Source organism: Hyphomonas sp. (assembly GCF_036964145.1).
Lineage (GTDB): Bacteria > Pseudomonadota > Alphaproteobacteria > Caulobacterales > Hyphomonadaceae > Hyphomonas.
This window is the reverse complement of the sequence record NZ_JBALUC010000001.1, coordinates 833,720-857,342: the sequence shown is the minus strand read 5'-3', so window position 1 is coordinate 857,342 and position 23,623 is coordinate 833,720. Positions and strand designations below refer to the sequence as shown.

The window sequence follows — 23,623 nt, the reverse complement described above, 5'->3', positions numbered from 1 at the left end:
TTAAAGACCGCGCATGTTTGATGCCGCTGTCTACGAAACCCTGATGCTGGCCCTTGACGAAGGGGCTGTGACCTTGCCCGAAGAGGGCCGGATCCTGTTCCTGCGCGCAGAACTCTCGCCGCACCTGGCGCCCCTGCCGAAGGAGCGCCTCATCTGCCAGAACAGTTTCAAGCCGGACCATGAGGCGCTGAAAGCCGCCGGGTTCGACGTCCTGCCGCCCGAGACCGAGACCTTCCCGGCCACGCAGCTGACACTGCTCCTGCCACCCCGCCAGAAGGATGAGACGCGCGCCCTGTTCGCCCGTGCCCTGCGCGACGCGCCGGAGGGCGGCGTGATCCTTGCCTGCCTGCCCAACACGCTCGGCTCCAAGACAATCGAAAAGCTGCTGCGCGAAATCGCGGGTGAGACCGAGGCCCTGTCGAAGAACAAGTGCCGCGCCTTTTGGACCATCAAGGACAGCTCACGGATCAATGCCGAGCTGATGGAAGAATGGATCGCGCGCGATGCGCCGCAGGAAATGGACGCTGGCGTGTGGAGCCGGCCCGGCCTGTTCTCCTGGAACCGGATCGATGCGGGCTCCGAATTGCTTGCGGACAGCGTTCCCGAAAATATTCGCGGGCGCGGCGCGGACTTTGGCGCTGGCCAGGGGTTCCTGACGCGCGAGATCCTCCAGCATTGCCGACATGTCGAACACATGACCCTGCTGGAAGCCGAGCATCGCGCCCTGCCCTGTATCGCCCAGACGCTGTCTGGCTTTGAAAACTGGGACATGAAATGGGCCGACGCGACGAAGGAAGGCGGCAGCACGCTGTATGATTTCATCGTCATGAACCCACCCTTTCATGTCGGAAGGGCGGATGCCGCCTCGCTGGGACAGGATTTTATCCGCGCCGCCGCCAAGGCGCTGAGAGGCAGCGGCCAGCTCTGGCTCGTCGCCAACCGCCATTTGCCATATGAAGAGGTTCTGGGCGAATGCTTCAAAACCTTTGAAATGCTGGAAGACTCCGGCGGCTACAAGATTCTCCGTGCGGAGAAGCCAAAGCGGAAGCGATGAAACCTGATCGTCAGCTTGCAAAGTATTTGGCGAGCCTTGGCTATGGCAGCCGCAAGGAAATGGAGGCCGCGATCCGTGCAGGCCGCATAACCGGCGCAGGCGACGATCTCCGATTTGACGGCGACCCGCTCGACCCGGCGCCCGGCATGGTGCTGATGATGAACAAGCCTGCGGGCTTTACCTGCTCCCGCGCCGACCAGGGGCGCCTCGTCTACGAACTTCTGCCGCCTCGTTTCCTGCAGCGCAGCCCGCCACTCTCGACAGTGGGACGGCTGGATGCCGATACGACCGGGCTCTTGCTGTTCACGGATGATGGCAATCTGCTCCACAGACTGATCTCGCCAATATCCTCGACCGAGAAAACCTATGAGGCGACCCTCGCCCGTCCTCTGGAGGGTCATGAGACTGAACTGTTCGCGAGCGGCGACCTGATGCTGCGCGGCGAAGAAAAACCGCTCCTGCCTGCGCGCCTTGAAATCACCGGCGAGCGGTCTGCACGCTTGACCATCACAGAAGGCCGCTATCATCAGGTCCGCCGCATGTTCGCCGCTGCCGGCAATCATGTGGAAGCCCTGCACCGCGCCCGCTTTGGGGCATTAGACTTGGGGAAGCTCGGGCAAGGAAATTGGCGTCTCCTCTCCGAACAGGAGATTTCCTCTCTCTTCTAAAAATGCGGCCAGCTTCGGCGTGAAGCTGGCCGCCAGGGCACCGGCTGTCAGGTCTAGATGATCGGACTGACGGCAATCCCCATACCTAGAAGGGGAGAGAGGACGCCCACAAGATAAACGATTGCACACGATGCACCCGGTCGTGCCGTCCCGCCCCGTACAGGAGTGGCGGCGAGGTCAACCTTTTTCCGGCCTGCGAGTGTGATGACGACTTTCGTGATGTCGTACAAAGTGAAGGCGGCCAAGCCGCCCACTAGAATGAACAGAATTTCGTGCAACATTTTTTCTTCCTTTTCCAAAAATAGAAAGACGCACGTCCGCAGACGAGCGTCCCTGGTAGTCCCAGCAAGACAAAGGTCTCACGCCATCATGGAAACGAGCGTTTGAGTCAGCGTGGAAATTGCGAGGTGGTTTGCTATTTTTGACAAAGACGGCTGCGCATGCGCCCCCTAGCGCCGCCCTGTGGCACACGCTACATCGCGGACATGGCTCAACCACCCCTGATTACCCTCAATGATTTGCGCCTCACCTTTGGTGGGAAACCCCTGTTCACAGGCGTCAGCTTCTCCCTGTCCAAGGGCGAACGCGTCGCACTGGTCGGGCGCAACGGCGCCGGCAAGTCCACGCTGATGAAAATCATCTCTGAAAGCGTCGAGGCCGATAGTGGCGATGTCTGGCGCCAGCCTGGCATCACCTATGCCATCGTTTCCCAGGAGCCGAGCCTTGCGGGGTTCGACACGGTTCTGGACTATGTTTCAGAGGGCCTGGAAGCCAGTTACATGGCCGAAGCAGAGCTGATGGAGTTCGGCGTCGACGGCGCGGCTGACCCCGCCACCCTGTCGGGCGGGCAACAGCGCCGGGCGGCATTGGCCAAGGCCTTTGCACGCGAGCCGGACGTGCTGTTGCTGGATGAGCCGACCAACCATCTTGACGTGCCCATGATCGAGACGCTGGAACGGCGCCTCAAGGGCTTCAATGGTGTTGTCCTGCTGGTCAGCCACGACCGGCGCTTCCTGGAGAACGTCTCGACCAACACACTCTGGCTGCGTCAGGGCAAGGTGCTGAAAAGTCCGGAAGGCTATGCCAAATTCGATGAATGGGCCGAACAGGTCGAACAGGAAGAAGAACGTCAGCTGCGCCGGATGACGACCCAGCTGAAGGATGAACAACACTGGCTGGCACGCGGCGTGACGGGACGGCGCAAGCGCAACCAAGGACGTCTCGCCAAGCTGAAAAACATGCGCGTACAACATGCCGAAATGCGCGGCGCCCTGCAGGATCGCAAGAATACCGCCGACCTGTCGGTCTCGACCGGCGATTCGATGAGCAAGAAGGTGATCGAGGCCAAGAATTTGTCCAAGACCTTCGACACGCCGAACGGCCCCCTCGTGATCGCGGATGACCTGTCGCTGCGCATCTTGCGCGGGGACCGGATCGGGGTCATCGGCCCGAACGGCGCGGGCAAGACGACTCTGGTGCGCCTCCTGCTGGGGGAGATCGAGCCGGATGAAGGCAGCGTGCGCCAGTCGAAAACACTGGAAGTGATCTATCAGGACCAGACGCGCGACACGCTGAACCCGAAAGACACCGTTTGGGAAGCCCTCGCCCCGGCGGGCGGCGACTCCATCATGGTTCAGGGCAACCAGCGCCATGTCGCCGCTTACGCCAAGGACTTCCTGTTCAAGCCGGAGCAGCTGCGCCAGCCCGTCGGCGCCCTCTCTGGCGGTGAACGCAACCGGCTCGCGCTCGCCATCGGCCTCGCCAAATCATCCAATCTTATGGTGATGGACGAACCGACCAATGATCTCGACATGCAGACGCTGGAATTGCTGGAGGACATGCTGCTCTCCTATGACGGCACGCTGATCCTGGTCAGCCACGACCGGGCCTTCCTGGATGCCACCGTGACGAGTTGCCTCTGCCCGGTGGGCGATGGCAAATGGGTCGTCACCGCAGGCGGCTGGACCGATGCGCAGGACCAGCTGAAGCATTTCCGCCAGCAGGAAGAAAGCGCCCAAAAATCCGAAAAGGCCAAAGCGGAGACCGCGCGCCCAAAACCGCAGAAGAAACTCTCCTACAAGGACGAGCATCGCCAGAAGGAGATCAACACTTTGATCCCGAAACTGCAGGCGGAGATCAAGACCCTCGAAGGCAAGATGAGCGACCCGGAGCTTTATACGCGCGACCCGGACGCATTTGCGAAGGCATCGGCCCGAATTGGCGCTGCGCGCGACGAACTGGACATGATCGAGATGGAATGGCTGGAAATCGAGGAAAAGCGCGAAGCCCTGACGGGCTCCTGAACAACCTTTCCTTAAGACAGGCTGCCTAGGATTCGCCCACGATTGAGGGAGTCTTTCGATATGCGCCTTGTTCCCGCCCTACTGTTCGCCGCCTGTCTCAGCCTGCCTGTCATGGCCGACAGCCTGGAGGCTGCGCCCGTCGCAAACGAAGATACCGCCCTTGATGGTCCCAGCTACCAGTCGGGCATCTATCGCTTTGGCGGGACGTATGAGTTCTCGAATACCGCCACCGCCGACGACTGCCAACAGCTCTGCAATACGCGGTCAGCCTGCTTTGCGTGGAGCTATGTCGAAGCGCTTGACGACAGCACCTCGCGCTGTGAGCTCAAACGGGGCGCCGGCAAGGTGGAATACAATCCAATGGCCACTTCAGGTCTTTCGTCCCGCCACCAAGACCTTCACCAGCCTGTTCTCATAGTGCAGGAAGAACTGGCAGGCGGATCGGACGTTGCCTTCCCGCCAAGCGACAAGCCGGAACCACTGACGGTGCCAGACCCGTCCTGACCCTGGGCCCTTCCTCTAGGCGCGAATGAAATCCAGCAGGTCCGGATTGATGAGCTCCGGATGCGTGGTGCACATTCCGTGCGGCAAGCCCTCATAGATCTTCAGCACCGAACCCTCGACAAGGTCTGCGGCCTTGCGGGCGGTCAGGTCGAGCGGAACAATCTGGTCATCATCCCCATGCATGATCAGTGTGGGCACCTTGAGAGCCTTCAGGTCTTCAGTGAAATCCGTCTCGGAGAAGGCGGCGATACAATCATAATGCGCCTTTGCGCTGCCCATCATGCCCTGACGCCACCAATTATGGACCATTGCCTCCACCGTCTCGACATCGTCCCGGTTGAATCCGAAAAACGGACCGCTCGGGACATCGAGGAAAAAGCGGGCGCGATTGTCTGACAATTGCCTCCGGAAATCATCGAAGACGTCCATGGGGATGCCATCCGGATTGTCCGCCGTCTTCAGCATCAAGGGCGGGACCGCGCCAATCAGCACGGCCTTGGCAGCCCGGCCTCCGCCATGCTGGGCCACATAACGCGCCACCACCCCACCGCCTGTGGAATGTCCGACATGAACCACATTTGTCAGGTTCAACTCCTTGACGAGGTCATCCGTGTCAGCGGCATAGGTATCCATGTCGTTGCCGGTCCAGGTTTCCTGCGACCGGCCATGACCGCGGCGGTCCGCTGCGATCACCCGATAGCCCTCGGACAGGAAAAACAGCATCTGATTGTCCCAATCATCCGCCGTCAAAGGCCAGCCATGATGGAACATGATGAGTGGCGCCTCGGCCGGGCCCCAATCCCTGTAGAAGATCTCAGTGTCATCTCGCGTCTTGATATACGGCATACTGATCTCCTTCCGTAATGACGGAAAGATACACCAGAATCGTGACATTTGATACACTACCGAAACGAGATTTCAGAATATCTTTTGGCGTGCACCGGCAGACCTAGACCAAGCGTTCCTTGGTGGCCGTGAAGCGGATGTCGGGGTTCTTTTCCTGGGCATAGCCCACGTCCCACGCATTCTTCGCCAGATAGACCGGCGCGCCATCCAGATCCGTTCCGCTGGCGGACTTGTTCCGGTCAAGGAAGGCTTCGAGCACCTTGTCGTCATCACAACTCATCCAGCGGGCGACATTGTACGGCGCAGGCTCGAAGACAACTTCGAGATTGTACTCGGCCGCGACCCGTTCGGTCATCACTTCAAACTGCAGCTGGCCGACCGCTCCGACAATCATGTCCGAGCCAATGGCCGGCTTGAACAGCTGGGTCACCCCTTCTTCGGCAAGGCTTTCGAGCGCCTTGCGGAGGTGCTTGGCCTTCATCGGGTCTTTCACGCGGGCGCGCCGCAGGAGTTCCGGCGCAAAGTTCGGGATGCCCCCAAACTGGATGTCTCCGCTTTCGGAGAGGCTGTCGCCGACCCTCAGCTGGCCATGATTCGGCACACCGATCACGTCGCCCGCATAGGCGGTCTCGGCAATCTCGCGGTCTTGCGCCAGGAACATCATCGGATTGTGAATGTTGAGCTGCTTGCCGGCCGTCGTCTTCAGGCGCATGCCGCGCTTGAACTCGCCAGAGCAGAGCCGCAGGAAGGCAACCCGGTCGCGATGGTTCGGGTCCATGTTCGCCTGGATCTTGAAGACAAAGCCGGAGACCGGCTTGTCCTCGGCATGGATCATGACCGGCTCGCCCTTCTTTTCCGCCTTCTGGTCACGCGGCGGTGGCGCATAGGAGTGCAGTGTGCGAAGCAATTCCAGAACCCCGAAATGGCGCAGGGCCGAGCCGAACACGACCGGCGTCATGTGGCCACCAAGGAAGGACTCGATATCGAACTCCGGCAGCAGCGTCGTCGCCATTTCGGCGCCTTCGCTGAGTTCTTCGAACACGCTCTCGTCCAGGGCCGCTTTCAGCGTGGCCTCATCGCCCGGAATGCGCTCGGCGGCGCCAATGCGGGGCGCTTCGCCGGGCTTGCGCTCGAAGACGCAGAATTCCTGCTTCTGCAAATCCAACATGCCGGAGAAACGCTGGCCACTGGCGGCGGGCCAATAGAGCGGCGCGGTATCCAGCTGCAGCTTGTCCTGAATCTCGTCCAGCAGGGCGATCGGGTCCTGCGCTTCGCGGTCCATCTTGTTGATGAAGGTCACAATTGGAATGTCGCGCAGGCGGCAGACCTCGAACAGTTTCAGCGTCTGCGGCTCGATACCCTTGGCGGCGTCGAGCACCATGACGGCGCAGTCGGCGGCGGTCAGCGTGCGATACGTGTCCTCGGAAAAGTCTTCGTGGCCCGGCGTGTCGAGCAGGTTGAAGACGAGCCCGTCGAATTCAAACGTCATGACCGAGGCGGACACCGAGATGCCGCGATCCCGCTCGATCTTCATCCAGTCGGAGGTTGTGCGTCGAGCCTGGCCGCGCGCGGCCACTTCGCCAGCTGCGCGGATGGCACCCCCGGCCAACAGCAAATTCTCCGTCAGCGTCGTCTTACCGGCGTCCGGATGGGAGATGATGGCAAAGGTGCGCCGGCGGGCGGCTTCCTGTTCATGGGACATGGAATCTGGGCTCTTTCGTACTCGGCAGAGGCCCTAGCCCATTTGACCCGCCGATTGAAGCGCCAGTATCAGGATACGTGTCAGGCTGCGCTCGGCCAGATCTCGCGTACATCGGGGGCCTTGCCCTCACGCTGATGACGATCACGCAGCGAAGCGAGGATCGTTTCCGGCAGGATGGTTAGGCGCGGTTCGCCCACCACACTCCCGAAAACCGGGAACAGGACGGCATTGGCGCCGGTCTTGGCGATGATCAGGGAGCCCAGATCCTGCAGGAGCGAATTCTCCAGCGGGATACGTTCCTTCAGATGCTCGCCGACGACCCGGCTGGCGAAGTTCAGCGCTTCACGGGCCCGCATGCCATAGGGGTCGCCACAGCCAAGTGACTGCCACCGTTTGGCAAGGTGCATTTCCGGTATCTCGATCTCGGTGATCTGATCATTCATCAGAAACAGCATGATTGGCGCACCCCAGCTTGAATTCAGGCCGAAGCTGCCCTCACACGGTTAATAAACACCTACTGCCGGTTAAAGAGTTGTGTGAATTTACGGCGACGCATTTGCTCCTATTCGGGGTGTTCCACGGGCTCGGTCAGGAAGTGGCGACCCTCGCGGTCCTCGATCTCGATTGCCCAGAGGTCCCGGTCGCGATCACGGGCCTTGCGGACATAGGCGTCCACGGCCGTTTCTTCGGGTCCGATCCCCTGTACGATCAGGTCGATGAAGATGCGTTCGCCTTCCATATTCATGGTCGGAATGTAGGCCGCCGCCGTGCCGTCGAGCCGCGCGACCTTGATCAGTACATCGCCGCGCTCCTCATCGCCGGATTGCAGCACGAACGCTGCAGCACCTGCGACCTGAGCCCGCCGGACCAGGGCATCGACCCAGAGCTTTGTGGGCAGTCTTTCCATCATCATGGGCAGGAATCCTGTTGCGGGCCGTGTGCCCGTTTGATGTGCGTTGGAGATGTCATAGACGCGTTCGCCGGTTTCCGGAAAGCGGGCTGCCTATTGCGCCGCGTCTTCCAGGGGCTGGATGTCGGCGGGGTTGGCGCGCGGCAGGCTGACTTCCACCTTCGTGCCTTTGCCGGGCGCAGAGTCGATCACGACTTGGCCGCCGTGCAACTGGGCAAAAGAATGCACCACGGCAAGGCCCAGCCCGGTGCCCTGACGCCCCTTGGAATTGCTGCCCTGCGAGAACGGCTCCAGCACGCGGCGGACATCTTCAGGCGTCATGCCTGCGCCCTTGTCGGTCACGCTCAGCACGGTGGCATTGCCCTCGTCGCGCGCATCCAGGCTCACCGTCCCGCCAGACGACGAATACTTGATCGCGTTGGAGACAAGGTTCTGCCAAATCTGGCGCACGGCGCGTGCATCGGCTTCCGCCCAGACTTCACCACTTGCTTTCAGTTTCAGTTTGACCCCAGCGCGTTCGGCCTGGTTGTCGAGCTGGCGCAGGATGGATTGCGCAGACGCGGTCAGGTCGACCGGTTCCGGTTCCAGCCGCTGGCGGTCGGCCTCGGCCTTGGCGAGATCGAGAATGTCATCGACCAGCAGGAGCAAATCCTGCCCGCTCTCATGGATGATTTCCGGATAGTCCGCATAAGGCTCAGGCATCGGCCCGCGAATGCCGGCGCGCATCATGTCGGCATAGCCGAGAATGGCATTCAGGGGCGTCTTCAGATCATGGCCCAGTGAGGCAAAGAAGGCGGTGCGCCCTTTCAGGCGCGCTTCGGCCTCTTCCAGGCGCGCGCGCGTTTCCAGGGTCAGGGCGCGTGCCTCTGTCAGATCGCGCAGCACGAGCACGGCGCCGCTGTCATGCGCCTCTGCGACGAACGCCGCCTCGCGGCCATTCTTCAGCGTGACTTCGCCATGTGTGCGGCCGTTCGCCGGCTTCAGCAGGCTTACTTCTTTCTCGTCCTGCAGCAGGTTTGCCAGCAGGCCCCCGGCCTTGACGGTCTCGAGGCCGAGCAGATCCCCGCTCAGGGTCCGGATGCGACCAAACTCGGAGACGTCCAGCAATAACAGGCCGGATTCCTGCGGCAGGCCGACATCCTGCCGGACGGTCATCATGGGCTGCGGCACTTCCGCTGGCAGCGCCGCTTCTTCCTCGCGCGCTTTCAGATAGGTCCATGCCAGCAGGCCGATCATGACGAGGGCGGCAAAGGCCAGCAGCATGGCCGGCACCTGGTACGCGCTGACCGGATTGGCGGGTGGCAGCAGGCCAAGCCGCACCATGATGGCTGCGGCCACGAACGCGAAGGCGCCGAAGATCGCCGCCTCGGCCGCCATGCCGGGCTTGCGCAGGTTGATGGCCGTTAACGGAGCAATGGCAAACAATACGGTGAGCGGCGACAGGGCCGCCCCTGTCGCGGCAATGCCGAGCATGGCCAGCAAGGTCCAGCCGATCACGAGAAAGGGTCCGATCAGATCATCCGCCCGCGCGCGCGGATGCAACAGTGCTGCCCCCACCACACCTGGAAGTGCGGCAAGGCCAAGGCCGGCCAGGAGCGCGTTATCGGCCACCCCGCCTATTAACGCTGAAAGACCCAGCGCCACCGTAAGGACAAGCCAAACCAGGTGGACAAACTGTAATCTCTTTCGTGTCAGTTCGGGCAACTCGTTAACACCCCGGTGAGATTCATTAGGCATTCTGCCTGGGTCACGCATACTTTGCTGTATTTGTAATGTGTGCAGCAGGCAAGGCGAGGTTCCCCATGGGGGGAAGTTCATGCAACACTGTCGCGTGACGCGTGAGGGAGAATTAGCACATGAAATCCATCAGAATGATCGGTACTGCAATGGTTGCCCTTGGCCTGGCCATGGGGGCATCTGCGCAGTCGGGGGATCCGATTTCGGAATCGGCCGCTGTCTACGGGACTTACCAGTCCGATGTCACGGATGTGAAAGGCAAGCCTTTCTCTTCTGCCAAGGACATCGACCACGCCCTGAACTCTCTGGGCGGGCACAATCCGGACCAGCTGTCGAAAGGCTGGATCTCCTATTCCGCCCTGATCGCATCGCAGGATCCCGAATACCGGGCCGCCGTGCGTGATATCGAAAGTTTCTACGGCAGCGACGCGCTGCTGACCGGCCTGAAGAATGACGTGCGCTATGCACGCCAGCTCAGCGGCGGTGACAATGCGGTCAGCCTGTCCCTGGCAGCGACCGAGGCCGACAGCCAGCGCCTCAGTGCCACGGCGGCCTATGTGAAGGAACAAGCCTACAGCCTGCAGGGCTCCGGCTGGGCGAAAGCCAAGATCGGAAATTCCGGCGCAAAGGCCACGCGGCTGAACAGCATCCAGACGGTCGGTACACCGGCCCGCGGACAGCTGATCTCTGCCTTCTCGGCAGCGGATATCGATAGCGTACTGGCGGGCGCAGGCCGCACCGGCGCTCCGTCTCTGTGGGACAATGTCTCCGGCGCCGCTGATGCGGTCCGCTTCCCGGCTGCCGTGACCAGCGGCCTCGGCCTGTCCAAGAAGAAACGTGTGAAATTCGGCAAGGAACCTGTGGCCGACCAGATCGCCACGCTCGCCGCCTATCGCATTCTCGGCCAGACGGCTGCGTCTTCCAGCCAGGTCAATTCGGCCATGGCCGAGCGCGAAACCCGTGGCTGCCTGAACATGGCAAACCTCAACCTGCAGCAATGCGTTGCTGCAGCGAACCAGCAATATGAAGTTCCGTTCTGCATCGGCGAGCACGCGCTCGCGGATGTCGGACAATGCATTGGCGGCGTCTACCAATAAGCCCCAGCAGACAAGTCTCTCTCTTGACCCCCGGCACCACAATCGGTTCCGGGGGTTTCTTTTTGACGTGAGATGCCCCATCTGGCGGTCATGACGATTGCTGAAACTGCAGACGAAATCCGCGAAGAGTTTTCCTGGCTGGATGATTGGGAAGCGCGCTATGCGCACATCATCGATCTCGGCAAGGCGAACCCGCCGCTCGCACCGGAAGAACGGACGGAAGAGACGCGCGTGCGTGGCTGCGCCTCGCAGGTCTGGATGGTCACCGACATTGAAGACGGCCGTATGAAAGTGCGCGCTGAATCCGACGCCATGATCGTGTCGGGACTGATTGCCTTGCTCATCCGCCTCTATTCCGGCGCGCAGCTGGAAGAAATCAACGGGTTCGACGCCAAGGCCCTGCTCGACGAGATCGGCGTCAGCGGCGCCCTCACCGCCCAACGCTCGAACGGGCTCGCTTCCATGCTTGAACGCATCCGCACGGATGCTCAGGCCGGGCTGTCCACGGCTGGCGAAAGCTCATAAGCCACAGCGAGACGCGCCAGCGCCTCCCGCGCGGCTGCCCGCACGCCCTCCGCCTCCATGCCCCACCGCACAATGAGCGCCGTGACTGTCGCCCGGTCGATCAGCAGGTCTTCCAGCTGCCGTATTGATTGCGTACCGATCTCTGACTCCAGCGCGGCCAGCCGCGCCGATGGGGTCTGTCGCGGCCCGGCGCCAAAGACCGGGCGGGCACGGTCTGCCGCTGGTTGGCTCGCCCGGATGAATTCATCCCGGTAGCGCCCGGCCGCCGCGCTCTGGCGGATCACGTCCGGGGATGCGGGCGCTGCGAAGAGGTCTGCCATCAGGCTCCGGCGCCCATCGGTGCGCAAATTCAGCAGGTCGGCCGGGCGGCGCATGGCGCGAGAGTCCAGTTCCCGTCCCGGCGCCGGGGCAGCCTCCAGCCGATCCGGAAACATGACCTGCGCCTGAAGGCGTTTCTCTGCCTTGAGCCGCGCCACAATATGCGGCGAGACCCAACCCGACCGCTGGCGCCGTGTGTCCGGCCCGCGATAGGCCAGGAAGGTCTGGCGCAGGGGCGCGATCATGCCGCCATGCACCAGCACACTCATCAGGCGATGTTCGGTCAGAATCCGGCACTTTCCCATGACCTATATCTCCACCGCCGCGCCATCGAGCACGACGACGCTCGACAGGCCGACCGCCAATTGCTCGATCCAGACATCGAAATCCGGATCATCCCGGCAATCCTCTATCAGGTTGCAGCCATAGGCGACCGTGGTGCGATCACGATTAAAGGCCCGCGCCACGCGGCTGAGACTCATGCCCAGCGCCGTGCGCAGCAGGTACATGGCAATCTGGCGGCCGCGCGCCTCGGCGGGCGAGCGGCGCTGGCGGCTGAGGATCGCCTCGGTCTTCAGGCCCAGCGCATACGCCGTCAGCGCGGCGGCGAGATAGGCCCTGTCCTCGTCTTTCCGGGGATCGAAATCCTGCATGTCTTTCTCCTGTGATGACAGGCACAAGACTACCCGACTTCCGCAGGTGTAGGATAACTTTCCTATTCCGACAAGTTGAATGCCCGCAGTGTCTGGGGATTGCGGGTGCGCTACTGGTGGGGTTTCGGGGGATAGGATGCGCAAATGCAGAAACGGCGCAGCTGGGGAGCTGCGCCGTTTCTGCATTCAGGTCAGAGGAGGAGCCGGGACAGCCTAGGCGGCGGCGCGGTCATGTCCGCCGGACATGTCGTCTCCTGCCGGATCCGGGCGGCCCTTCTTTGGGCGCGCACGCACCAGTTCGTCATGGCAGAGCACTTGCCTCAGCTGGCCATCGCGTCCGGCCAGTGGCAGCCGGACCCAGGCATGCATGCGGCCATCTTCCTGCTCGATCACCCCGCCGACGGGCGCGCCTCGCTCCAGCGCGGCGGCGAGACCCAGGCAATAGGCTTCGCCATGCTTGCCCAGCACATCCTCGATTTGGCGGCCACGGGCCTCCATACCGAAGATCTGGCGCAGGCGGGAACCGGCGATTCGGAAGCGTCCCGTCCCGAATCGGTCGAACTCGACAATTGAGATACTGGCCAGCATGGCGCGAAACTGGCCGGGATCGATTGATTCGCGCCGCACGAGCCCGTGCGAATCGCGCAGGCTGCACCAGTACTCGATCAGCTTTTGCTGCGAATCGGTCATGCCTTTGAAGACATTCTGTTTGCTCATTTCAGTCACCCCCAGGTGATTCGATAGAATCACCTATCGCGCGAGTGGAGTCGCGGATCAAGAGTCTTGGTGAGTTTTTCTTAACCATTCCTACCAAATGCTTTCATTTCGATTTCGAAACAAAAGTATTCGAGAGTGAATATTACTCGCGCTCTGATTTGCCGAGGCCCATTTGCTTGGCGAGCATGGAGCGTTGCTTGGAATAACCCGGCGCCACCATGGGATAATCGGCGGGCAGCCCCCATTTCTCGCGGTATTCCTCGGGGGTCATGTCGTATTTCGTGCGCAGATGGCGTTTCAGGGATTTGAACTTCAGCCCGTCTTCGAGACAGATCAGGTAATCTTCCCCGATGGATTTGCGCACAGAGACCGCCGGCTTCAGCGGCTCCTGGCTCACCTCTTTCACCTGGACGCTTTCGAGCGAGGAATGCACCAGCCGGATAAGTTGCGGCACGTCTTCTGCCTGCAACGCATTGTTGCTGACATAGGCCGCAACAATCTGCGTCGTCATTTCCAGAAATTCGATCCGGCTGCCAGCCGGAGTCGTGGTGTCAGTCATCTCGCATCCCCATCCTTGCGAATAACCAATCGGGGTTACCCTAAGATTGAGACTGATTCACGCATAAATCGCAGTATTTATTACACGATCCACCGAGCTTTTCGCATACCGGCGGTATGTTTTTGAATGCGCTGCCACCCTATCCGGTTGTGACGAAGGACAAGAGCAGGACAAAGCCCAGCAGGATCGCCGTCCAGATCGCCATGCCACTGGCCAGGCCGCCCCGCGCCAGTTCGCCTCTTGGGCTGAATGTGTCCTCGATCCGCTCATAGGCCCGGCCCGTCAGCTTGAAGAAGACGGCCGACATGGCCGGTCCCACTTTCTGCCAGACCGTCCCGGTCCAGGTCGCCATGCCGTAACCGGCCTTGCGATAGAGCCAGTCGCTGTCGAGCACCACGCCGGGCTTCTCCGGCGGATACCAGCCGAGGCGTTTCAGCATCACGAAGGCGAAGATCGCCAGAACCAGCAGCTGCATCTGGGTCAACACATGATCCAGCGTGAACGGATGATAGGCCATCGCCTCTTCCCGGTATGGCAGCAGATTGTAGAGCCACTCATAGCCGAAGCCCGGAACAATCGCCGGTACGCCGACCGCGATACAGATGAAGGAAGCAAGGCCCATGGCAAGCAGCATGTTGAAGGGCGCTTCCTTCACACGCTTGCCGCTGTCATGGCCGAAGAAGGCAAAGTACGGGATCTTGATGCCCGAATGCTCCAGCACACCGGCCGAGGCAAACAGCAGCATCAGCCACACGATCGTGTACCCTTCCTTGCCGACGGCCGTCATGGTCAGCGACTTGGCGGCAAAGCCCGAGAAGAGCGGGAAGGCCGAAATCGACATCGCGCCGATGATGCAGAACACCGTCGTCCACGGCATGGATTTGTAGAGGCCGCCCAGTTCTGATGCCTTGGTGGTGCCGGTGCGATACAGCACCGCGCCCATGCTCATGAACAGCAGACCCTTGTAGATGATGTGGCAGAAGGCATGCGCCGAGGCGCCGTTCAGCGCGAGCGCATTGCCAACCCCCGCCGTGCCGAGGCCGATGGCGCAGATCATGAAGCCGACCTGATTGTTCAGCGAGTAGGCCAGCACCTTGCGCAGATCGTTTTCGATGACGGCGAAGAAGACCGGGAAGACGGTCATCACGGCGCCAATCCAGATCAGCGCGTCATGGCCGGGGAACATGCGGGCAAAGGCATAGACAGCCAGCTTGGTCGTGAAGGCCGACAGGACGACCGCGCCGACCACAGTGGCCTTCGGATAGGAATCCTGCAGCCAATTGTGCAGGAAGGGGAAGGCCGCCTTGATGCCGAGGGCGATGAAGACGAGCAGCGCGCCGGGCTCGTTCAGGCTGGTGAAAGCCGAGATCGAGAGGTCGCCGCGTGACTGGTAGACATAGCCGATGCCCGCCAGCAGCAGCACGCCGGACAGGATCTGGACGCCAAGATAGCGCATGGAGGCAAAATAGGCCGCGCGTGTCCCTGCTCTCAGGATCAGGAAGACGGAGGTAATCGCCGTCAGCTCCCAGAACACGAACAGGGTCATCATGTCGCCGGAGAAGGTCGCCGCAACGGCTGCGCCCGCATAGGCAATGGACATGCCGTCCTGCAGGCGGTCATCCGTGTGCCATGCATAGATCGCGTTCAGGAGCGCCGCCAGCAGGAAGGCGAGGCCGAAAATGTAGCTGAGATTGTCGACCCGATAGAACACCATCTCCAGCCCGAGCGCTTCGCCGGTCAGGAGGTTGAGGTTCCGGTCGGCCATCGAGACCAGCAGGATGGCGATGATCGGCGCCGCAATGGTCAGGCCCTGGCGCACGCGCCGGACCGGCAGGAACAGGGCCACAAGGCCCACCGCGATCAGGAGCCAGCCGGGATTCAGCATGGAGAGCAAACCAGTCATCAGAGCTCGTCTCCTTCGTCGGGATAGGTCGGGGATGTGTCAGGCGCGGCCGGCACATCCGGATCAATGTCCGCAGGCGGTCCGCCCGGATCGCCATAATAGGTTTCGCTCCGGCGCAGAAGCCGGCCCAGCGGCCAGCCCATCAGCACGACGAAGGCGAACGAAGCGAAGCCCCAGATCGCATAGAAGCCGGTGGCGCCTGCCATATGGATATATTCATGGCGGTCGACAGCAAGGTCGACGACGATGAGAAAAGCCGAGAGCAGGCCGATGCCCCAGAAAATCGCCGTGCCTGCCAGCTTGGACTCGGTCCAGCCGAACAGGATCTTCGCCATCGGGTGGACGCCATCATTGGACGGCGTGTGCAGCCGGTGCGCCTGTTCTGCGGCGCGTTTCACGAAGCGGCCGCTTGTATCGCGGGTATCGTTTGGCGTGTCGTCGCTCATGGCTGACCTCCAGCGAAGGCAGGGGATGCCGGGTTCTCAAAGGCTGGCGACAGGAAATCTGCCAGAGGCCCGACAAGGAAGAACAGGATCACACACAGCGCCGCCGTCACAACGGGCGCCGCCACGGTAAAGAAGGGCGCGCCTCCCGGCCGCTTGAACGGTCTTGGCTCCGGCGTGCCCGGTGTCGGCATCAGGGCCAGGATCGGGATCGGCAGGAGATAGGCGATGTTCAGCAGCGAGGAGATGATCAGGACATATGGCACAAAGCCCGTGCCCCGGTCGATCGCGCCCTGCATCAGTTCATACTTCGCCCAGGCGCCTGCCATGGGCGGAATGCCGATGATCGACAGGGTGGCGATGAAGAAGGCGATGAAGACCAGCGGCATCTTGCGGCCAAGGCCTCTCATGTCGGAAATATTGGTCAGGCCGGTGGCGACATAGATCGCGCCTGCGCACATGAACAGCGTCATCTTGCCGACAGCATGAGCCGCGATCTGCAGCGCGCCGCCCATGAAGCCGGCCTGCGTCGCCAGCATCGCGCCGAGCGTGATGTAGGACAACTGCGCAATCGTCGAATAGGCCAGCCGCGCCTTGAGATTGTCCTTGGTCATCGCAACCAGAGACGCGACGATGATGGTGAAACATGCCACCCCGAGCACGAACTCCCGCCCTGGCGTGGCATTCAGCAGGTCTTCGCCGAAAATGTAGATCGAGACCTTCATAACGGTGAAGACACCTGCCTTCACAACGGCAACTGCGTGCAACAGGGCCGATACCGGAGTTGGCGCAACCATCGCGTTAGGTAGCCAGAAATGGAACGGCATCAGCGCCGCCTTGCCGATGCCGAAGGCAAACAGGATCAGCAAGGCGCTGGCCACGGCCGGATCGAGATTGCGTCCGGCGAGCAGTCCCCCCTGGACGAAATCGAGATTCTGGCCCGCCAGCACCCAGGTCCACATGATGGCCATCAGGAACAGGCCGATCGAGGTGCCCAGCAAGGTCAGCAGATAGATCCGTCCGCCCCGCTTGGCCGCGGCATCGCCCTTGTGCGCGACCAGTGGATAGGTCGACAGGGTCAGTACTTCGTAGAACACGAACAGGGTGAACAGGTTTGCCGACATGGCGACGCCCATGGCGCCGAAAATGGCAATGGCGAAACAGATATAAAAGCGCGTCTGGTTGCGCTCGCGGTTCCCGCGCATGTAGCCGATGGAATAGAACGAGTTCACGATCCACAGGCCGCTCGCGACCAGCGCGAACAGTGCGCCCAGCGGCTCCAGCTTGAACGCGAAATCGAGCCCCGGCGCGGCCTGCCCCACATAGAGCTGTGGAACTTCCCCGCCGGCCACTTTCGTGGCGAGCGCAATGACCACACCGAACAGGACGGTCGAGCCGACCAAAGTGACGCCTTCCCGGACATTCGAGAACGCTCCGGTCACGGCAATCCCCGCCGCAATCAGCAAAGGCAGGCACAGGGCAGCCCAGATCAACAGCTCAGAGCTCATCAGAAGGCCTCCAGTCCGAACGCGGCGGCGGCGGCGTCACGCGCCAGGCCGAGCGGCAGTTCGGTCGTGATACCGAAATAGATATTTGCCAGCGCCAGCACCCAAAGCGGCACCAGCAACAGGATCGGCGCTTCCTTGCGCGACTTGCGCGGATTAATCGGCGGCCGGAAGAAGATCGCCTCCAGAATGCGGCCCATATAGATCACCGCAAGGAAGCTGGAGAAGACGACGAGCACGACAGCCCACCACATGCCCTGATCGAACAGGGCGTAGCCGAGCTGCAGCTTGGACTGGAAGCCTGCGGTCAGCGGCACACCAATCAGCGACAGGGCCGCAATGGCAAAGCCGGTCATCGTCCATGGCGCAGTGCGACCGAGGCCCGCAAAATCGCGAATGGTGGTGCCCTGGAAGGTCAGGACCACACCGGCCACCGCCATGAAGAGCGCGCCCTTGATCATGGCGTGGTTGAGCAGATGGAACAGGCCGGCGCTGAGGCCAGCGACTGTACCGACGGATACGCCGAGGATCATGTAGCCCACCTGGGCGACGGAGGAGTAGGCCAGCGTTCGCCGAACATCGGTCTGGAAGACTGCCTGGAAGCTGCAGGTGATCATCGCGGCGAGGCCCAGCGGCATCAGCAGATAGGTGAAGGTCGCCTGCTCGAACGCGAATTCCGGACGGAAGACGGTGAACAGGAACCGGATCAGCGCATAGAGCGCAACCTTGGTCGCCGTGGCAGACAGGAACATCGTCACGAAGCTTGGCGAATAGGCGTAGGCGTTCGGCAGCCATTGGTGCAGCGGCCAGACAGCCGCCTTCAGGCCAAGCCCGACAATGATGAACGCAAAGCCCGCTTCGACACTGCGATTGCCCGCCAGTGAAGGCAGCATTTCGGCAATCTGGGCGATGTTCAACGTACCCGTCGCCGAATAGAGGAAGCCGACGCCAATGATGTAGAAGCTGGCGCCCAGCGTACCCATGATGAGGTAGTTGAACGCGGCCGGCAGGGCCCGGCGGTCCCGCCCTGCGCCCAGCGCAACCAGCACATAGGTGGAGATCGAGGAAATCTCGAGGAAGACGAACAGGTTGAACGCGTCGCCCGTGATTGCCACGCCGCACAGGCCGGCAAAGCAGACGAGGAAAGCGGAATAGAACAGCGGGTGCTTGCGCTCGGGGATCTCCGCCTTGACCGTAGGCCAGGAGAAGATCGTCGCCAGCACCCCGATCGAGGCGACCAGCAACAGGATCATTGAGTTCAGCGCGTCAACGCGCAGGACGATGCCGATGGGCATGGGCCAGTTACCGACATCATATCCGACCACGCCGACCGGCGACGCCTGAACCTGACCCACCAGGATCAGGGCGCAGAACAGGGCAAAGAGGGTCGCGAAGATGCTGATCAGCCAGGACAGCCGGCCACTTGGCAGGATGGCCAGCAGCGGCGCCAGAAAGAGCGGCACCATGATGAGCAAGGCGGGTGCGTGAAGGAGCGCCCAGCGGGGCGCCGTGTCCAGAAGCAGGTCGATCATGCCAGCGCCTCTTTCTCAGCTGCTTCCTGCTCGGCTTCCTGAGCGATAGCGGTCTGCATGTCGATTTCGCGCACCTCGTCGGCTTCGATCGTGCCATAGGCCTCGCGGATGCGAACGATCAGGGCGAGGCCGACCGACAGGGTCGCCACGCCCACCACAATGGCGGTCAGCATCAGGACATGCGGCAGTGGGTTGGAATAGGTGTGGACGAGGTCAGCCACACGGTCACCGCCAGCAGATGCTGTCAGTACGGCGTCGATGGCCGCATGCGGAGCCTCTTCACCAGGACCACCGCCATGCCCGCCAGACGTGTCCGGGTCCATCAGGATCGGCGCGGTGCCCCCGGCCACGATGCCGAGTGTCACATAGAACAGGCAGATAGAGGTCTGGAACAGGGACAGGCCCACCAGCCGCTTGATCAGGTTTCCGGACGCAAACGTGATGTACAGGCCGATCATCATCAGACCGATGACCGCCCAGTAATTTGCGCGCTCAAGAATGAATAGCAGCATCGGCCTACCAGTCCTCGTCGCGGATTTCGGCCACGCGGCCAGCGAAAGCGTAAAAGATGGTCAGCATGGCGCCCGACACACCGAACAGAACGCCCAGTTCGATCAGGATAATGCCGACATGCTGGCCGTGATGGCCGCCCGGTTCTTCCTGGAACAGCGCCTGATATTCAAGATATTGTCCGCCTTGCAGCAGGGCCCAGAAGCCCACGCCCGCATAGAGCAGCACACCGACAGCAGCCAATGACCGGGTAAAGGCCGGCGGCACGGCGCGCATCGCGGAAGGCACACCGAATACGAGGGCATACAGGATAACAGCCACGGCAAGGATCACGCCGGCCTGGAAGCCGCCGCCGGGCCCGAAATCGCCATGGAACTGAACGTACAGGCCATACAAGACGATGACCGGAATCAGGACCTTCGTGATGACACGCAGGATGACGTGATGATCGCTCTTCATGCGTCCGTCTCCTCATCTTCTGCTTCTGGTTTCTTGTTGGCCTTGGGCAGGCTCTTGTCCTCGTTGCGAATGGTTTCGGCGAGCGAGCGCTCTCCGAAGCCGAGCAACAGCGCCACGGCGATACCGGCCACGAACACAACGGTCGTTTCGCCCAGCGTATCGAAGCCACGATAGCTGCCGAGGACCGGGGTCACGACGTTCTCGATGCCGGTGTCAAACCAGGCGACCCGCAGATAGGTCAGCCCGACCCCTGTATTGGCCGGCGAATTCGGATCGCCCACAGCCGGCAGGTCGACGGTCGCGTAAATCAACATGATGCCCGTCGCGATGCAGACCAGCAGAGGCCCGAGCTGGCGAAGGGATTTCTGCGGCTTGGCCGTCCGCGAGGTCAGCAGCATGGCGCCGAGCAGAACTGCGGTGGACATGCCTGCGCCCACGGCCGCTTCGGTGAAGCCCACATCGACCGCGTCCACGGCGACATACCAGACAGCAGACACAAGCGAATAGATGCCGGACAGCATCACGATGGCAAACAGGCTGCGCAGGCGGGCAATCGCGATGCCCACTACGAACAAGAGGCCGAGCAGGACGATGTTGACCAGCGCCATGCCGATATCGGGTTCACTCATCGCCATCAGGATCCCTGCCCTTCCTTGTCATGCGTGCTGACCGGTCCGATCAGCGGCTGCAGGCCAGCCGTATGCGCCGCATTTGCCGCCGCGTGCGACGAGGCGGGGCTGGTCAGATAGATGAAGACGAAGATGGCGACCAGCTTGCTGACGACCATCCAGTCGGGCGCCATCATGGCCATGCCGAGCAGCAGCAGGGTCGCGCCTGACGTGTCGGTGATGCTGGCGGCGTGAAGGCGGGTGTAGAAATCCGGGAAGCGCAGCACGCCCACGGTGCCGATCAGGCAAAGCAGCCCGCCGGCCAGACACAGGGCCGCGCCAAGCGGGAACCGGATGACCTCCCACCAGGCCGGAAGGGATGCAAGGAAATCAGACATTGCCACCTCCCTGCCCGCGGCGCACCAGCGGAACCTGGAACGACCGATAGCGGAAGAATTTCAGGATCGCGATGGTCGAGACGAAATTGATCAGCGCGTAGAGGATGGCGATATCGAGGAATTGCGGACGCCCCATCACGAAGCCGAGCAGGCCAAGCGCCAGCACGGTCTTGGTTCCGAACGAGTTCACGGCGAGCACGCGGTCATACAGCGTCGGCCCGGCAATGGCGCGGATCAGCAGGAGCAGCATCCCGAACAGGACAGCAATCAGGGCGGCGGCGGTCATGCGGGTCTCCTTTTCCCGTCGGCGGCTTCGCGCGACCGGCGATCCATCTCGGCAAAGGCTTCCGGCTGGGCTTCCTGCTCGTAGAGCGCATGGACCAGCATCTTGTCGCCTTCGATCTCGACCGTAACGGTGCCGGGAGTCAGCGTGATGGAATTGGCGAAGGTTACCTTGGCAAGATCGGTTTCACAGGCGGTCTTAACCTTCACCAAGGCCGGAGATATATCCATTTCGGCCTTCAGGCAGGCCTTCACCACGGTCCAGTTCGCCTTGGCGATTTCCTTCATCAACCATGGGAAGTAGAGGGCAAAGCCGACGATGCGCACATAAGGCGCACCTTCACGGTCTATGATGTCTAGCCGGTAGGCCAGGATCAGACAGACAGCCACCGAGACGGCGCCCAGTGTCAGCAGCAAAGGCGTGTAATGGCCAGACATGCCCAGCCAGAAGCCGACCAGTGCAACCAGCAACCCCAGAAAGTACGCCACTCGCGCCCCTTTCATCGATGACCCAATACAATGAACGCCCTGACCTAAAGGGCCGCGCGCGTCTTGGAAAGTGCTTTTCGGGTGGTTTACTGCCCTTACCTGCCAAAAACGAGTCGGGCTGTGCGCTGTGGCGAGGAGAAGCTGGCTTCCTCATTGGCAGGCACGTCATCCATCGCGGAGGACAGGGCACTTGGCGAAAAGGCCGATGAGAGCGACCAGTTCCAGTACCTTAGCGTGGTCTGGGCCTTGGCCACGGTCATGATTTCATAGATCTCGGCAACACGTGCGAAGTCGGGGTCGATCTCGCCCGTTTCGGTTTCCAGGTTGCGTTTCAGGCCTGCCCATAAAACGGGCAGGAAATCCCGTTTCACGCCAGTGCCCTTGCACAGGACCGCAATCCCCTCGCCGCCCGCATCGGTCAGGATTTTCGCCGCCGTGACCGGTTTCAGGCCGGCAAGGTAGCCAATTTCCTGCGCCAGTTCGGAATCCATCCCGTCGAGCGCGGCAGCATTGATGGCGTCCTCGAGACTGTCATACGGGCTCTTGTCGATGGCCGCGCGGTTGCGCTGGCGCCGCTCGATCAGTTGCAGCGCTTTGCGGGTAACCGGATCGGACCAGTTCTCTTCTGCCGCCAGTTCAAACACATCGCGGCACGTATCGATCACTTCCAGCCGGTCGGCCGCATGGCGTTGCAGGATTTTCTTGCGGGTCGCGCTGTCGCTCCACCAGAACATGGCCATCGCCTGGGACGGCTTGGTTTCCAGACGCTCGACCAGCAGCGGGCACAGGCTCTCATCGCCGCGCGAGCGGGCCACCAGCTTGTCGATGGCCTGTTCCGGCATGATCGCGCCATTGTTCGTCAGCATCGCCTTCACCACGGGGATCTCGGCAAATTCGGCGAGGTATTCACAGACCGAATCCGGCACCAGCTTGCGCTGGGCAATGATCATCCGGTGATCCTGCGTGCCGGACATGCAGATTTCTCGCAGATCGCAGGCGTCATAGCCCTCATTGGCCTCCAGCACATGCTGCGCGACGCGATAGGAGCACTGGCCGAGATAGCGCAGGACGCGCTTGGGTGCCTCCCGATGGTTCGACAGGCGGCGGGCACACATTTCGCGGTCATATTCCTCAGCGTGGAACAGCACTTCCAGCAGGATATCGCCCACCATGTGACGGTCCTGATGCGCCAGACGCGAGGCTGGCATGGCAACAAGGTCAAGCAATCGCCGGAACAGCGCGTTGCGCGCGCGACCGGTCTGCTGCGTCAGCAAGGGCTCCAAAGGGTCTTCCATACGTTTGGCCGTTTTCGCATTGGCGAAAACTCTTGCAGCAAACGGTTAACGGTCTGTGGAGATGACGGCGCAGGTCAGTTCCGCTCTGAGCGGCCTGGATGTACGACCATCAACAGAAGGCTGGACACCAGCATGACAATGGCCAGCATGAAAAGCATGCCCCCATCGGTGGCGGTGCTCTGTGGGTCGAGCGAGACCGGAATCTCCCGGCCGAGCCAAGGTGACAGATGCATGGCGACAGCGCCGCCGAGCACGCCCGCCGACAGAAAGGCGCCGAACCGGCGCGTCATGGGCAGGAGCAGGAACAGGGCTGCCATCAACTCGATCAGGCCCACCGCCACGCGGCCAGCCGGTTCATAGAGGCTGATGCCCGATTTCGTCGCGATGGTCTGAAACACGATGTTCTCGCCCGGCGGGTCAAAGAACTTCACCAAGCCTTCCGGCGGATTGGGCAGCGGGTGAATGGTCGCCTGGACGAACATCGCGACCAGAAACAGGGCCAGGGCCCAACTCACAAGATGCCGGAACAGACGCATTCTACATACCTTTTACCGGTGGGCCGTTTGGCGGAAGCTAACCATACCCTGTCGCCGTGGCAACTGAGCT

General features: G+C 61.7%; 29 protein-coding genes. 6 read left to right on the top strand and 23 right to left on the bottom strand.

Annotated elements, in window-relative coordinates:
• Positions 1-13: 13 nt before the first annotated feature.
• Together V7660_RS04250 and V7660_RS04245 are read left to right on the top strand one after the other, a co-directional pair.
• Positions 14-1,054, top strand: coding sequence for a class I SAM-dependent methyltransferase (locus V7660_RS04250; RefSeq protein ID WP_335601883.1), 1,041 nt, complete (start codon positions 14-16; stop codon positions 1,052-1,054).
• Positions 1,051-1,722 (top strand): pseudouridine synthase, encoded by a 672-nt coding sequence (locus V7660_RS04245; RefSeq protein ID WP_335601882.1) that lies wholly within the window; start codon positions 1,051-1,053, stop codon positions 1,720-1,722. The genes V7660_RS04250 and V7660_RS04245 overlap by 4 nt, the downstream gene beginning before the upstream one ends.
• Positions 1,723-1,775: 53 nt before the next feature.
• On the opposite strand, the gene V7660_RS04240 is transcribed toward V7660_RS04245, so the two are convergent.
• Together V7660_RS04240 and V7660_RS17215 are read right to left on the bottom strand one after the other, a co-directional pair.
• Entirely contained in the window at positions 1,776-2,003 is a 228-nt protein-coding gene (locus V7660_RS04240; RefSeq protein WP_335601881.1) for a hypothetical protein, read from the bottom strand.
• Positions 1,976-2,071 (bottom strand): LPXTG cell wall anchor domain-containing protein, encoded by a 96-nt coding sequence (locus tag V7660_RS17215; RefSeq protein ID WP_442910012.1) that lies wholly within the window; start codon positions 2,069-2,071, stop codon positions 1,976-1,978. The genes V7660_RS04240 and V7660_RS17215 overlap by 28 nt, the downstream gene beginning before the upstream one ends.
• 127 nt (positions 2,072-2,198) lie before the next feature.
• Between V7660_RS17215 and V7660_RS04235 the strand changes: the two genes are divergently transcribed.
• Together V7660_RS04235 and V7660_RS04230 are read left to right on the top strand one after the other, a co-directional pair.
• Positions 2,199-4,025: an ABC-F family ATP-binding cassette domain-containing protein gene (locus V7660_RS04235; RefSeq protein WP_442910024.1), complete on the top strand. Its 1,827-nt coding sequence runs from the start codon at positions 2,199-2,201 to the stop codon at positions 4,023-4,025.
• Between the two features lie 60 nt (positions 4,026-4,085).
• Complete coding sequence (locus tag V7660_RS04230; protein ID WP_335601879.1) at positions 4,086-4,529, top strand: PAN domain-containing protein; 444 nt, start codon at positions 4,086-4,088, stop codon at positions 4,527-4,529.
• Positions 4,530-4,544: 15 nt separating this feature from the next.
• On the opposite strand, the gene V7660_RS04225 is transcribed toward V7660_RS04230, so the two are convergent.
• The 5 genes from V7660_RS04225 to V7660_RS04205 all read right to left on the bottom strand — a co-directional run bounded on the left by V7660_RS04225 (position 4,545) and on the right by V7660_RS04205 (position 9,598).
• Positions 4,545-5,375 carry an alpha/beta fold hydrolase gene (locus tag V7660_RS04225; protein WP_335601878.1) on the bottom strand — a complete coding sequence of 277 codons (831 nt, stop codon included), beginning with the start codon at positions 5,373-5,375 and terminating at the stop codon, positions 4,545-4,547.
• A 103-nt stretch (positions 5,376-5,478) separates the two neighbouring features.
• Positions 5,479-7,077 carry a peptide chain release factor 3 gene (locus V7660_RS04220; protein WP_335601877.1) on the bottom strand — a complete coding sequence of 533 codons (1,599 nt, stop codon included), beginning with the start codon at positions 7,075-7,077 and terminating at the stop codon, positions 5,479-5,481.
• 80 nt (positions 7,078-7,157) lie between these two features.
• A complete protein-coding gene (locus tag V7660_RS04215) occupies positions 7,158-7,532 on the bottom strand; it encodes a hypothetical protein (RefSeq protein ID WP_335601876.1) in 375 nt (124 codons plus the stop codon).
• Between the two features lie 107 nt (positions 7,533-7,639).
• On the bottom strand, positions 7,640-7,990 hold the full coding sequence (locus V7660_RS04210) for a DUF1491 family protein (RefSeq protein WP_335601875.1): 351 nt from the start codon (positions 7,988-7,990) through the stop codon (positions 7,640-7,642).
• 90 nt (positions 7,991-8,080) lie between these two features.
• The gene (locus V7660_RS04205; protein ID WP_335601874.1) at positions 8,081-9,598 is read right to left on the bottom strand and encodes a sensor histidine kinase; all 1,518 of its coding nucleotides are present in this window, start codon (positions 9,596-9,598) and stop codon (positions 8,081-8,083) included.
• 245 nt (positions 9,599-9,843) lie between these two features.
• On the opposite strand from V7660_RS04205, the gene V7660_RS04200 reads away from it, so the two are divergent.
• Positions 9,844-10,821 (top strand): hypothetical protein, encoded by a 978-nt coding sequence (locus V7660_RS04200; RefSeq protein ID WP_335601873.1) that lies wholly within the window; start codon positions 9,844-9,846, stop codon positions 10,819-10,821.
• A gap of 72 nt (positions 10,822-10,893) precedes the next feature.
• Complete coding sequence (locus V7660_RS04195; RefSeq protein ID WP_335601872.1) at positions 10,894-11,346, top strand: SufE family protein; 453 nt, start codon at positions 10,894-10,896, stop codon at positions 11,344-11,346.
• Here V7660_RS04195 and V7660_RS04190 read toward each other — a convergent pair.
• The 16 genes from V7660_RS04190 to V7660_RS04115 all read right to left on the bottom strand — a co-directional run bounded on the left by V7660_RS04190 (position 11,310) and on the right by V7660_RS04115 (position 23,553).
• Positions 11,310-11,969: a hypothetical protein gene (locus V7660_RS04190; protein ID WP_335601871.1), complete on the bottom strand. Its 660-nt coding sequence runs from the start codon at positions 11,967-11,969 to the stop codon at positions 11,310-11,312. The genes V7660_RS04195 and V7660_RS04190 overlap by 37 nt on opposite strands.
• A 3-nt stretch (positions 11,970-11,972) precedes the next feature.
• Entirely contained in the window at positions 11,973-12,317 is a 345-nt protein-coding gene (locus V7660_RS04185; RefSeq protein ID WP_335601870.1) for a helix-turn-helix domain-containing protein, read from the bottom strand.
• Positions 12,318-12,530: 213 nt separating this feature from the next.
• Positions 12,531-13,034: a PAS domain-containing protein gene (locus tag V7660_RS04180; RefSeq protein ID WP_335601869.1), complete on the bottom strand. Its 504-nt coding sequence runs from the start codon at positions 13,032-13,034 to the stop codon at positions 12,531-12,533.
• Between the two features lie 142 nt (positions 13,035-13,176).
• Positions 13,177-13,593, bottom strand: coding sequence for a MucR family transcriptional regulator (locus V7660_RS04175; RefSeq protein ID WP_335601868.1), 417 nt, complete (start codon positions 13,591-13,593; stop codon positions 13,177-13,179).
• A 139-nt stretch (positions 13,594-13,732) separates the two neighbouring features.
• Positions 13,733-15,496: a Na(+)/H(+) antiporter subunit D gene (locus V7660_RS04170; RefSeq protein WP_335601867.1), complete on the bottom strand. Its 1,764-nt coding sequence runs from the start codon at positions 15,494-15,496 to the stop codon at positions 13,733-13,735.
• Positions 15,496-15,942, bottom strand: coding sequence for a hypothetical protein (locus V7660_RS04165; RefSeq protein ID WP_335601866.1), 447 nt, complete (start codon positions 15,940-15,942; stop codon positions 15,496-15,498). Before V7660_RS04165 ends, V7660_RS04170 begins: the two co-directional genes overlap by 1 nt.
• Positions 15,939-17,447 carry a proton-conducting transporter transmembrane domain-containing protein gene (locus V7660_RS04160; RefSeq protein WP_335601865.1) on the bottom strand — a complete coding sequence of 503 codons (1,509 nt, stop codon included), beginning with the start codon at positions 17,445-17,447 and terminating at the stop codon, positions 15,939-15,941. Before V7660_RS04160 ends, V7660_RS04165 begins: the two co-directional genes overlap by 4 nt.
• The gene (locus tag V7660_RS04155; RefSeq protein ID WP_335601864.1) at positions 17,447-18,976 is read right to left on the bottom strand and encodes a monovalent cation/H+ antiporter subunit D family protein; all 1,530 of its coding nucleotides are present in this window, start codon (positions 18,974-18,976) and stop codon (positions 17,447-17,449) included. The genes V7660_RS04160 and V7660_RS04155 overlap by 1 nt, the downstream gene beginning before the upstream one ends.
• Entirely contained in the window at positions 18,973-19,488 is a 516-nt protein-coding gene (locus tag V7660_RS04150) for a cation:proton antiporter subunit C (protein ID WP_335601863.1), read from the bottom strand. The genes V7660_RS04155 and V7660_RS04150 overlap by 4 nt, the downstream gene beginning before the upstream one ends.
• A gap of 4 nt (positions 19,489-19,492) precedes the next feature.
• Positions 19,493-19,945 (bottom strand): Na(+)/H(+) antiporter subunit B, encoded by a 453-nt coding sequence (locus tag V7660_RS04145; protein ID WP_335601862.1) that lies wholly within the window; start codon positions 19,943-19,945, stop codon positions 19,493-19,495.
• On the bottom strand, positions 19,942-20,574 hold the full coding sequence (locus tag V7660_RS04140) for a DUF4040 domain-containing protein (RefSeq protein ID WP_335601861.1): 633 nt from the start codon (positions 20,572-20,574) through the stop codon (positions 19,942-19,944). The genes V7660_RS04145 and V7660_RS04140 overlap by 4 nt, the downstream gene beginning before the upstream one ends.
• Positions 20,575-20,579: 5 nt before the next feature.
• On the bottom strand, positions 20,580-20,951 hold the full coding sequence (mnhG, locus tag V7660_RS04135; protein ID WP_335601860.1) for a monovalent cation/H(+) antiporter subunit G: 372 nt from the start codon (positions 20,949-20,951) through the stop codon (positions 20,580-20,582).
• Positions 20,944-21,237 carry a monovalent cation/H+ antiporter complex subunit F gene (locus V7660_RS04130; RefSeq protein WP_290502250.1) on the bottom strand — a complete coding sequence of 98 codons (294 nt, stop codon included), beginning with the start codon at positions 21,235-21,237 and terminating at the stop codon, positions 20,944-20,946. The genes mnhG and V7660_RS04130 overlap by 8 nt, the downstream gene beginning before the upstream one ends.
• On the bottom strand, positions 21,234-21,722 hold the full coding sequence (locus V7660_RS04125) for a Na+/H+ antiporter subunit E (RefSeq protein WP_290502248.1): 489 nt from the start codon (positions 21,720-21,722) through the stop codon (positions 21,234-21,236). Before V7660_RS04125 ends, V7660_RS04130 begins: the two co-directional genes overlap by 4 nt.
• Before the next feature lie 95 nt (positions 21,723-21,817).
• Complete coding sequence (locus tag V7660_RS04120) at positions 21,818-23,017, bottom strand: DUF2336 domain-containing protein (RefSeq protein ID WP_335601859.1); 1,200 nt, start codon at positions 23,015-23,017, stop codon at positions 21,818-21,820.
• Positions 23,018-23,091: 74 nt separating this feature from the next.
• On the bottom strand, positions 23,092-23,553 hold the full coding sequence (locus V7660_RS04115) for a hypothetical protein (RefSeq protein WP_335601858.1): 462 nt from the start codon (positions 23,551-23,553) through the stop codon (positions 23,092-23,094).
• Between the last annotated feature and the right edge of the window lie 70 nt (positions 23,554-23,623).

Coding starts and splice junctions, on each gene's coding strand:
- V7660_RS04120 (WP_335601859.1), bottom strand. CDS start 23,017: ATGGAAGACCCTTTGGAGCCCTTGCTGACGCAGCAGACCGGTCGCGCG.
- V7660_RS04220 (WP_335601877.1), bottom strand. CDS start 7,077: ATGTCCCATGAACAGGAAGCCGCCCGCCGGCGCACCTTTGCCATCATC.
- V7660_RS04185 (WP_335601870.1), bottom strand. CDS start 12,317: ATGCAGGATTTCGATCCCCGGAAAGACGAGGACAGGGCCTATCTCGCC.
- V7660_RS04150 (WP_335601863.1), bottom strand. CDS start 19,488: ATGCTGCTATTCATTCTTGAGCGCGCAAATTACTGGGCGGTCATCGGT.
- V7660_RS04165 (WP_335601866.1), bottom strand. CDS start 15,942: ATGAGCGACGACACGCCAAACGATACCCGCGATACAAGCGGCCGCTTC.
- V7660_RS04195 (WP_335601872.1), top strand. CDS start 10,894: ATGCCCCATCTGGCGGTCATGACGATTGCTGAAACTGCAGACGAAATC.
- V7660_RS04170 (WP_335601867.1), bottom strand. CDS start 15,496: ATGACTGGTTTGCTCTCCATGCTGAATCCCGGCTGGCTCCTGATCGCG.
- V7660_RS04215 (WP_335601876.1), bottom strand. CDS start 7,532: ATGCTGTTTCTGATGAATGATCAGATCACCGAGATCGAGATACCGGAA.
- V7660_RS04230 (WP_335601879.1), top strand. CDS start 4,086: ATGCGCCTTGTTCCCGCCCTACTGTTCGCCGCCTGTCTCAGCCTGCCT.
- mnhG (WP_335601860.1), bottom strand. CDS start 20,951: ATGTCTGATTTCCTTGCATCCCTTCCGGCCTGGTGGGAGGTCATCCGG.
- V7660_RS04200 (WP_335601873.1), top strand. CDS start 9,844: ATGAAATCCATCAGAATGATCGGTACTGCAATGGTTGCCCTTGGCCTG.
- V7660_RS04225 (WP_335601878.1), bottom strand. CDS start 5,375: ATGCCGTATATCAAGACGCGAGATGACACTGAGATCTTCTACAGGGAT.
- V7660_RS04250 (WP_335601883.1), top strand. CDS start 14: ATGTTTGATGCCGCTGTCTACGAAACCCTGATGCTGGCCCTTGACGAA.
- V7660_RS04140 (WP_335601861.1), bottom strand. CDS start 20,574: ATGAGTGAACCCGATATCGGCATGGCGCTGGTCAACATCGTCCTGCTC.
- V7660_RS04210 (WP_335601875.1), bottom strand. CDS start 7,990: ATGATGATGGAAAGACTGCCCACAAAGCTCTGGGTCGATGCCCTGGTC.
- V7660_RS04180 (WP_335601869.1), bottom strand. CDS start 13,034: ATGAGCAAACAGAATGTCTTCAAAGGCATGACCGATTCGCAGCAAAAG.
- V7660_RS04130 (WP_290502250.1), bottom strand. CDS start 21,237: ATGACCGCCGCCGCCCTGATTGCTGTCCTGTTCGGGATGCTGCTCCTG.
- V7660_RS04155 (WP_335601864.1), bottom strand. CDS start 18,976: ATGATCGACCTGCTTCTGGACACGGCGCCCCGCTGGGCGCTCCTTCAC.
- V7660_RS04240 (WP_335601881.1), bottom strand. CDS start 2,003: ATGTTGCACGAAATTCTGTTCATTCTAGTGGGCGGCTTGGCCGCCTTC.
- V7660_RS04160 (WP_335601865.1), bottom strand. CDS start 17,447: ATGAGCTCTGAGCTGTTGATCTGGGCTGCCCTGTGCCTGCCTTTGCTG.
- V7660_RS04115 (WP_335601858.1), bottom strand. CDS start 23,553: ATGCGTCTGTTCCGGCATCTTGTGAGTTGGGCCCTGGCCCTGTTTCTG.
- V7660_RS04175 (WP_335601868.1), bottom strand. CDS start 13,593: ATGACTGACACCACGACTCCGGCTGGCAGCCGGATCGAATTTCTGGAA.
- V7660_RS04145 (WP_335601862.1), bottom strand. CDS start 19,945: ATGAAGAGCGATCATCACGTCATCCTGCGTGTCATCACGAAGGTCCTG.
- V7660_RS04190 (WP_335601871.1), bottom strand. CDS start 11,969: ATGGGAAAGTGCCGGATTCTGACCGAACATCGCCTGATGAGTGTGCTG.
- V7660_RS04245 (WP_335601882.1), top strand. CDS start 1,051: ATGAAACCTGATCGTCAGCTTGCAAAGTATTTGGCGAGCCTTGGCTAT.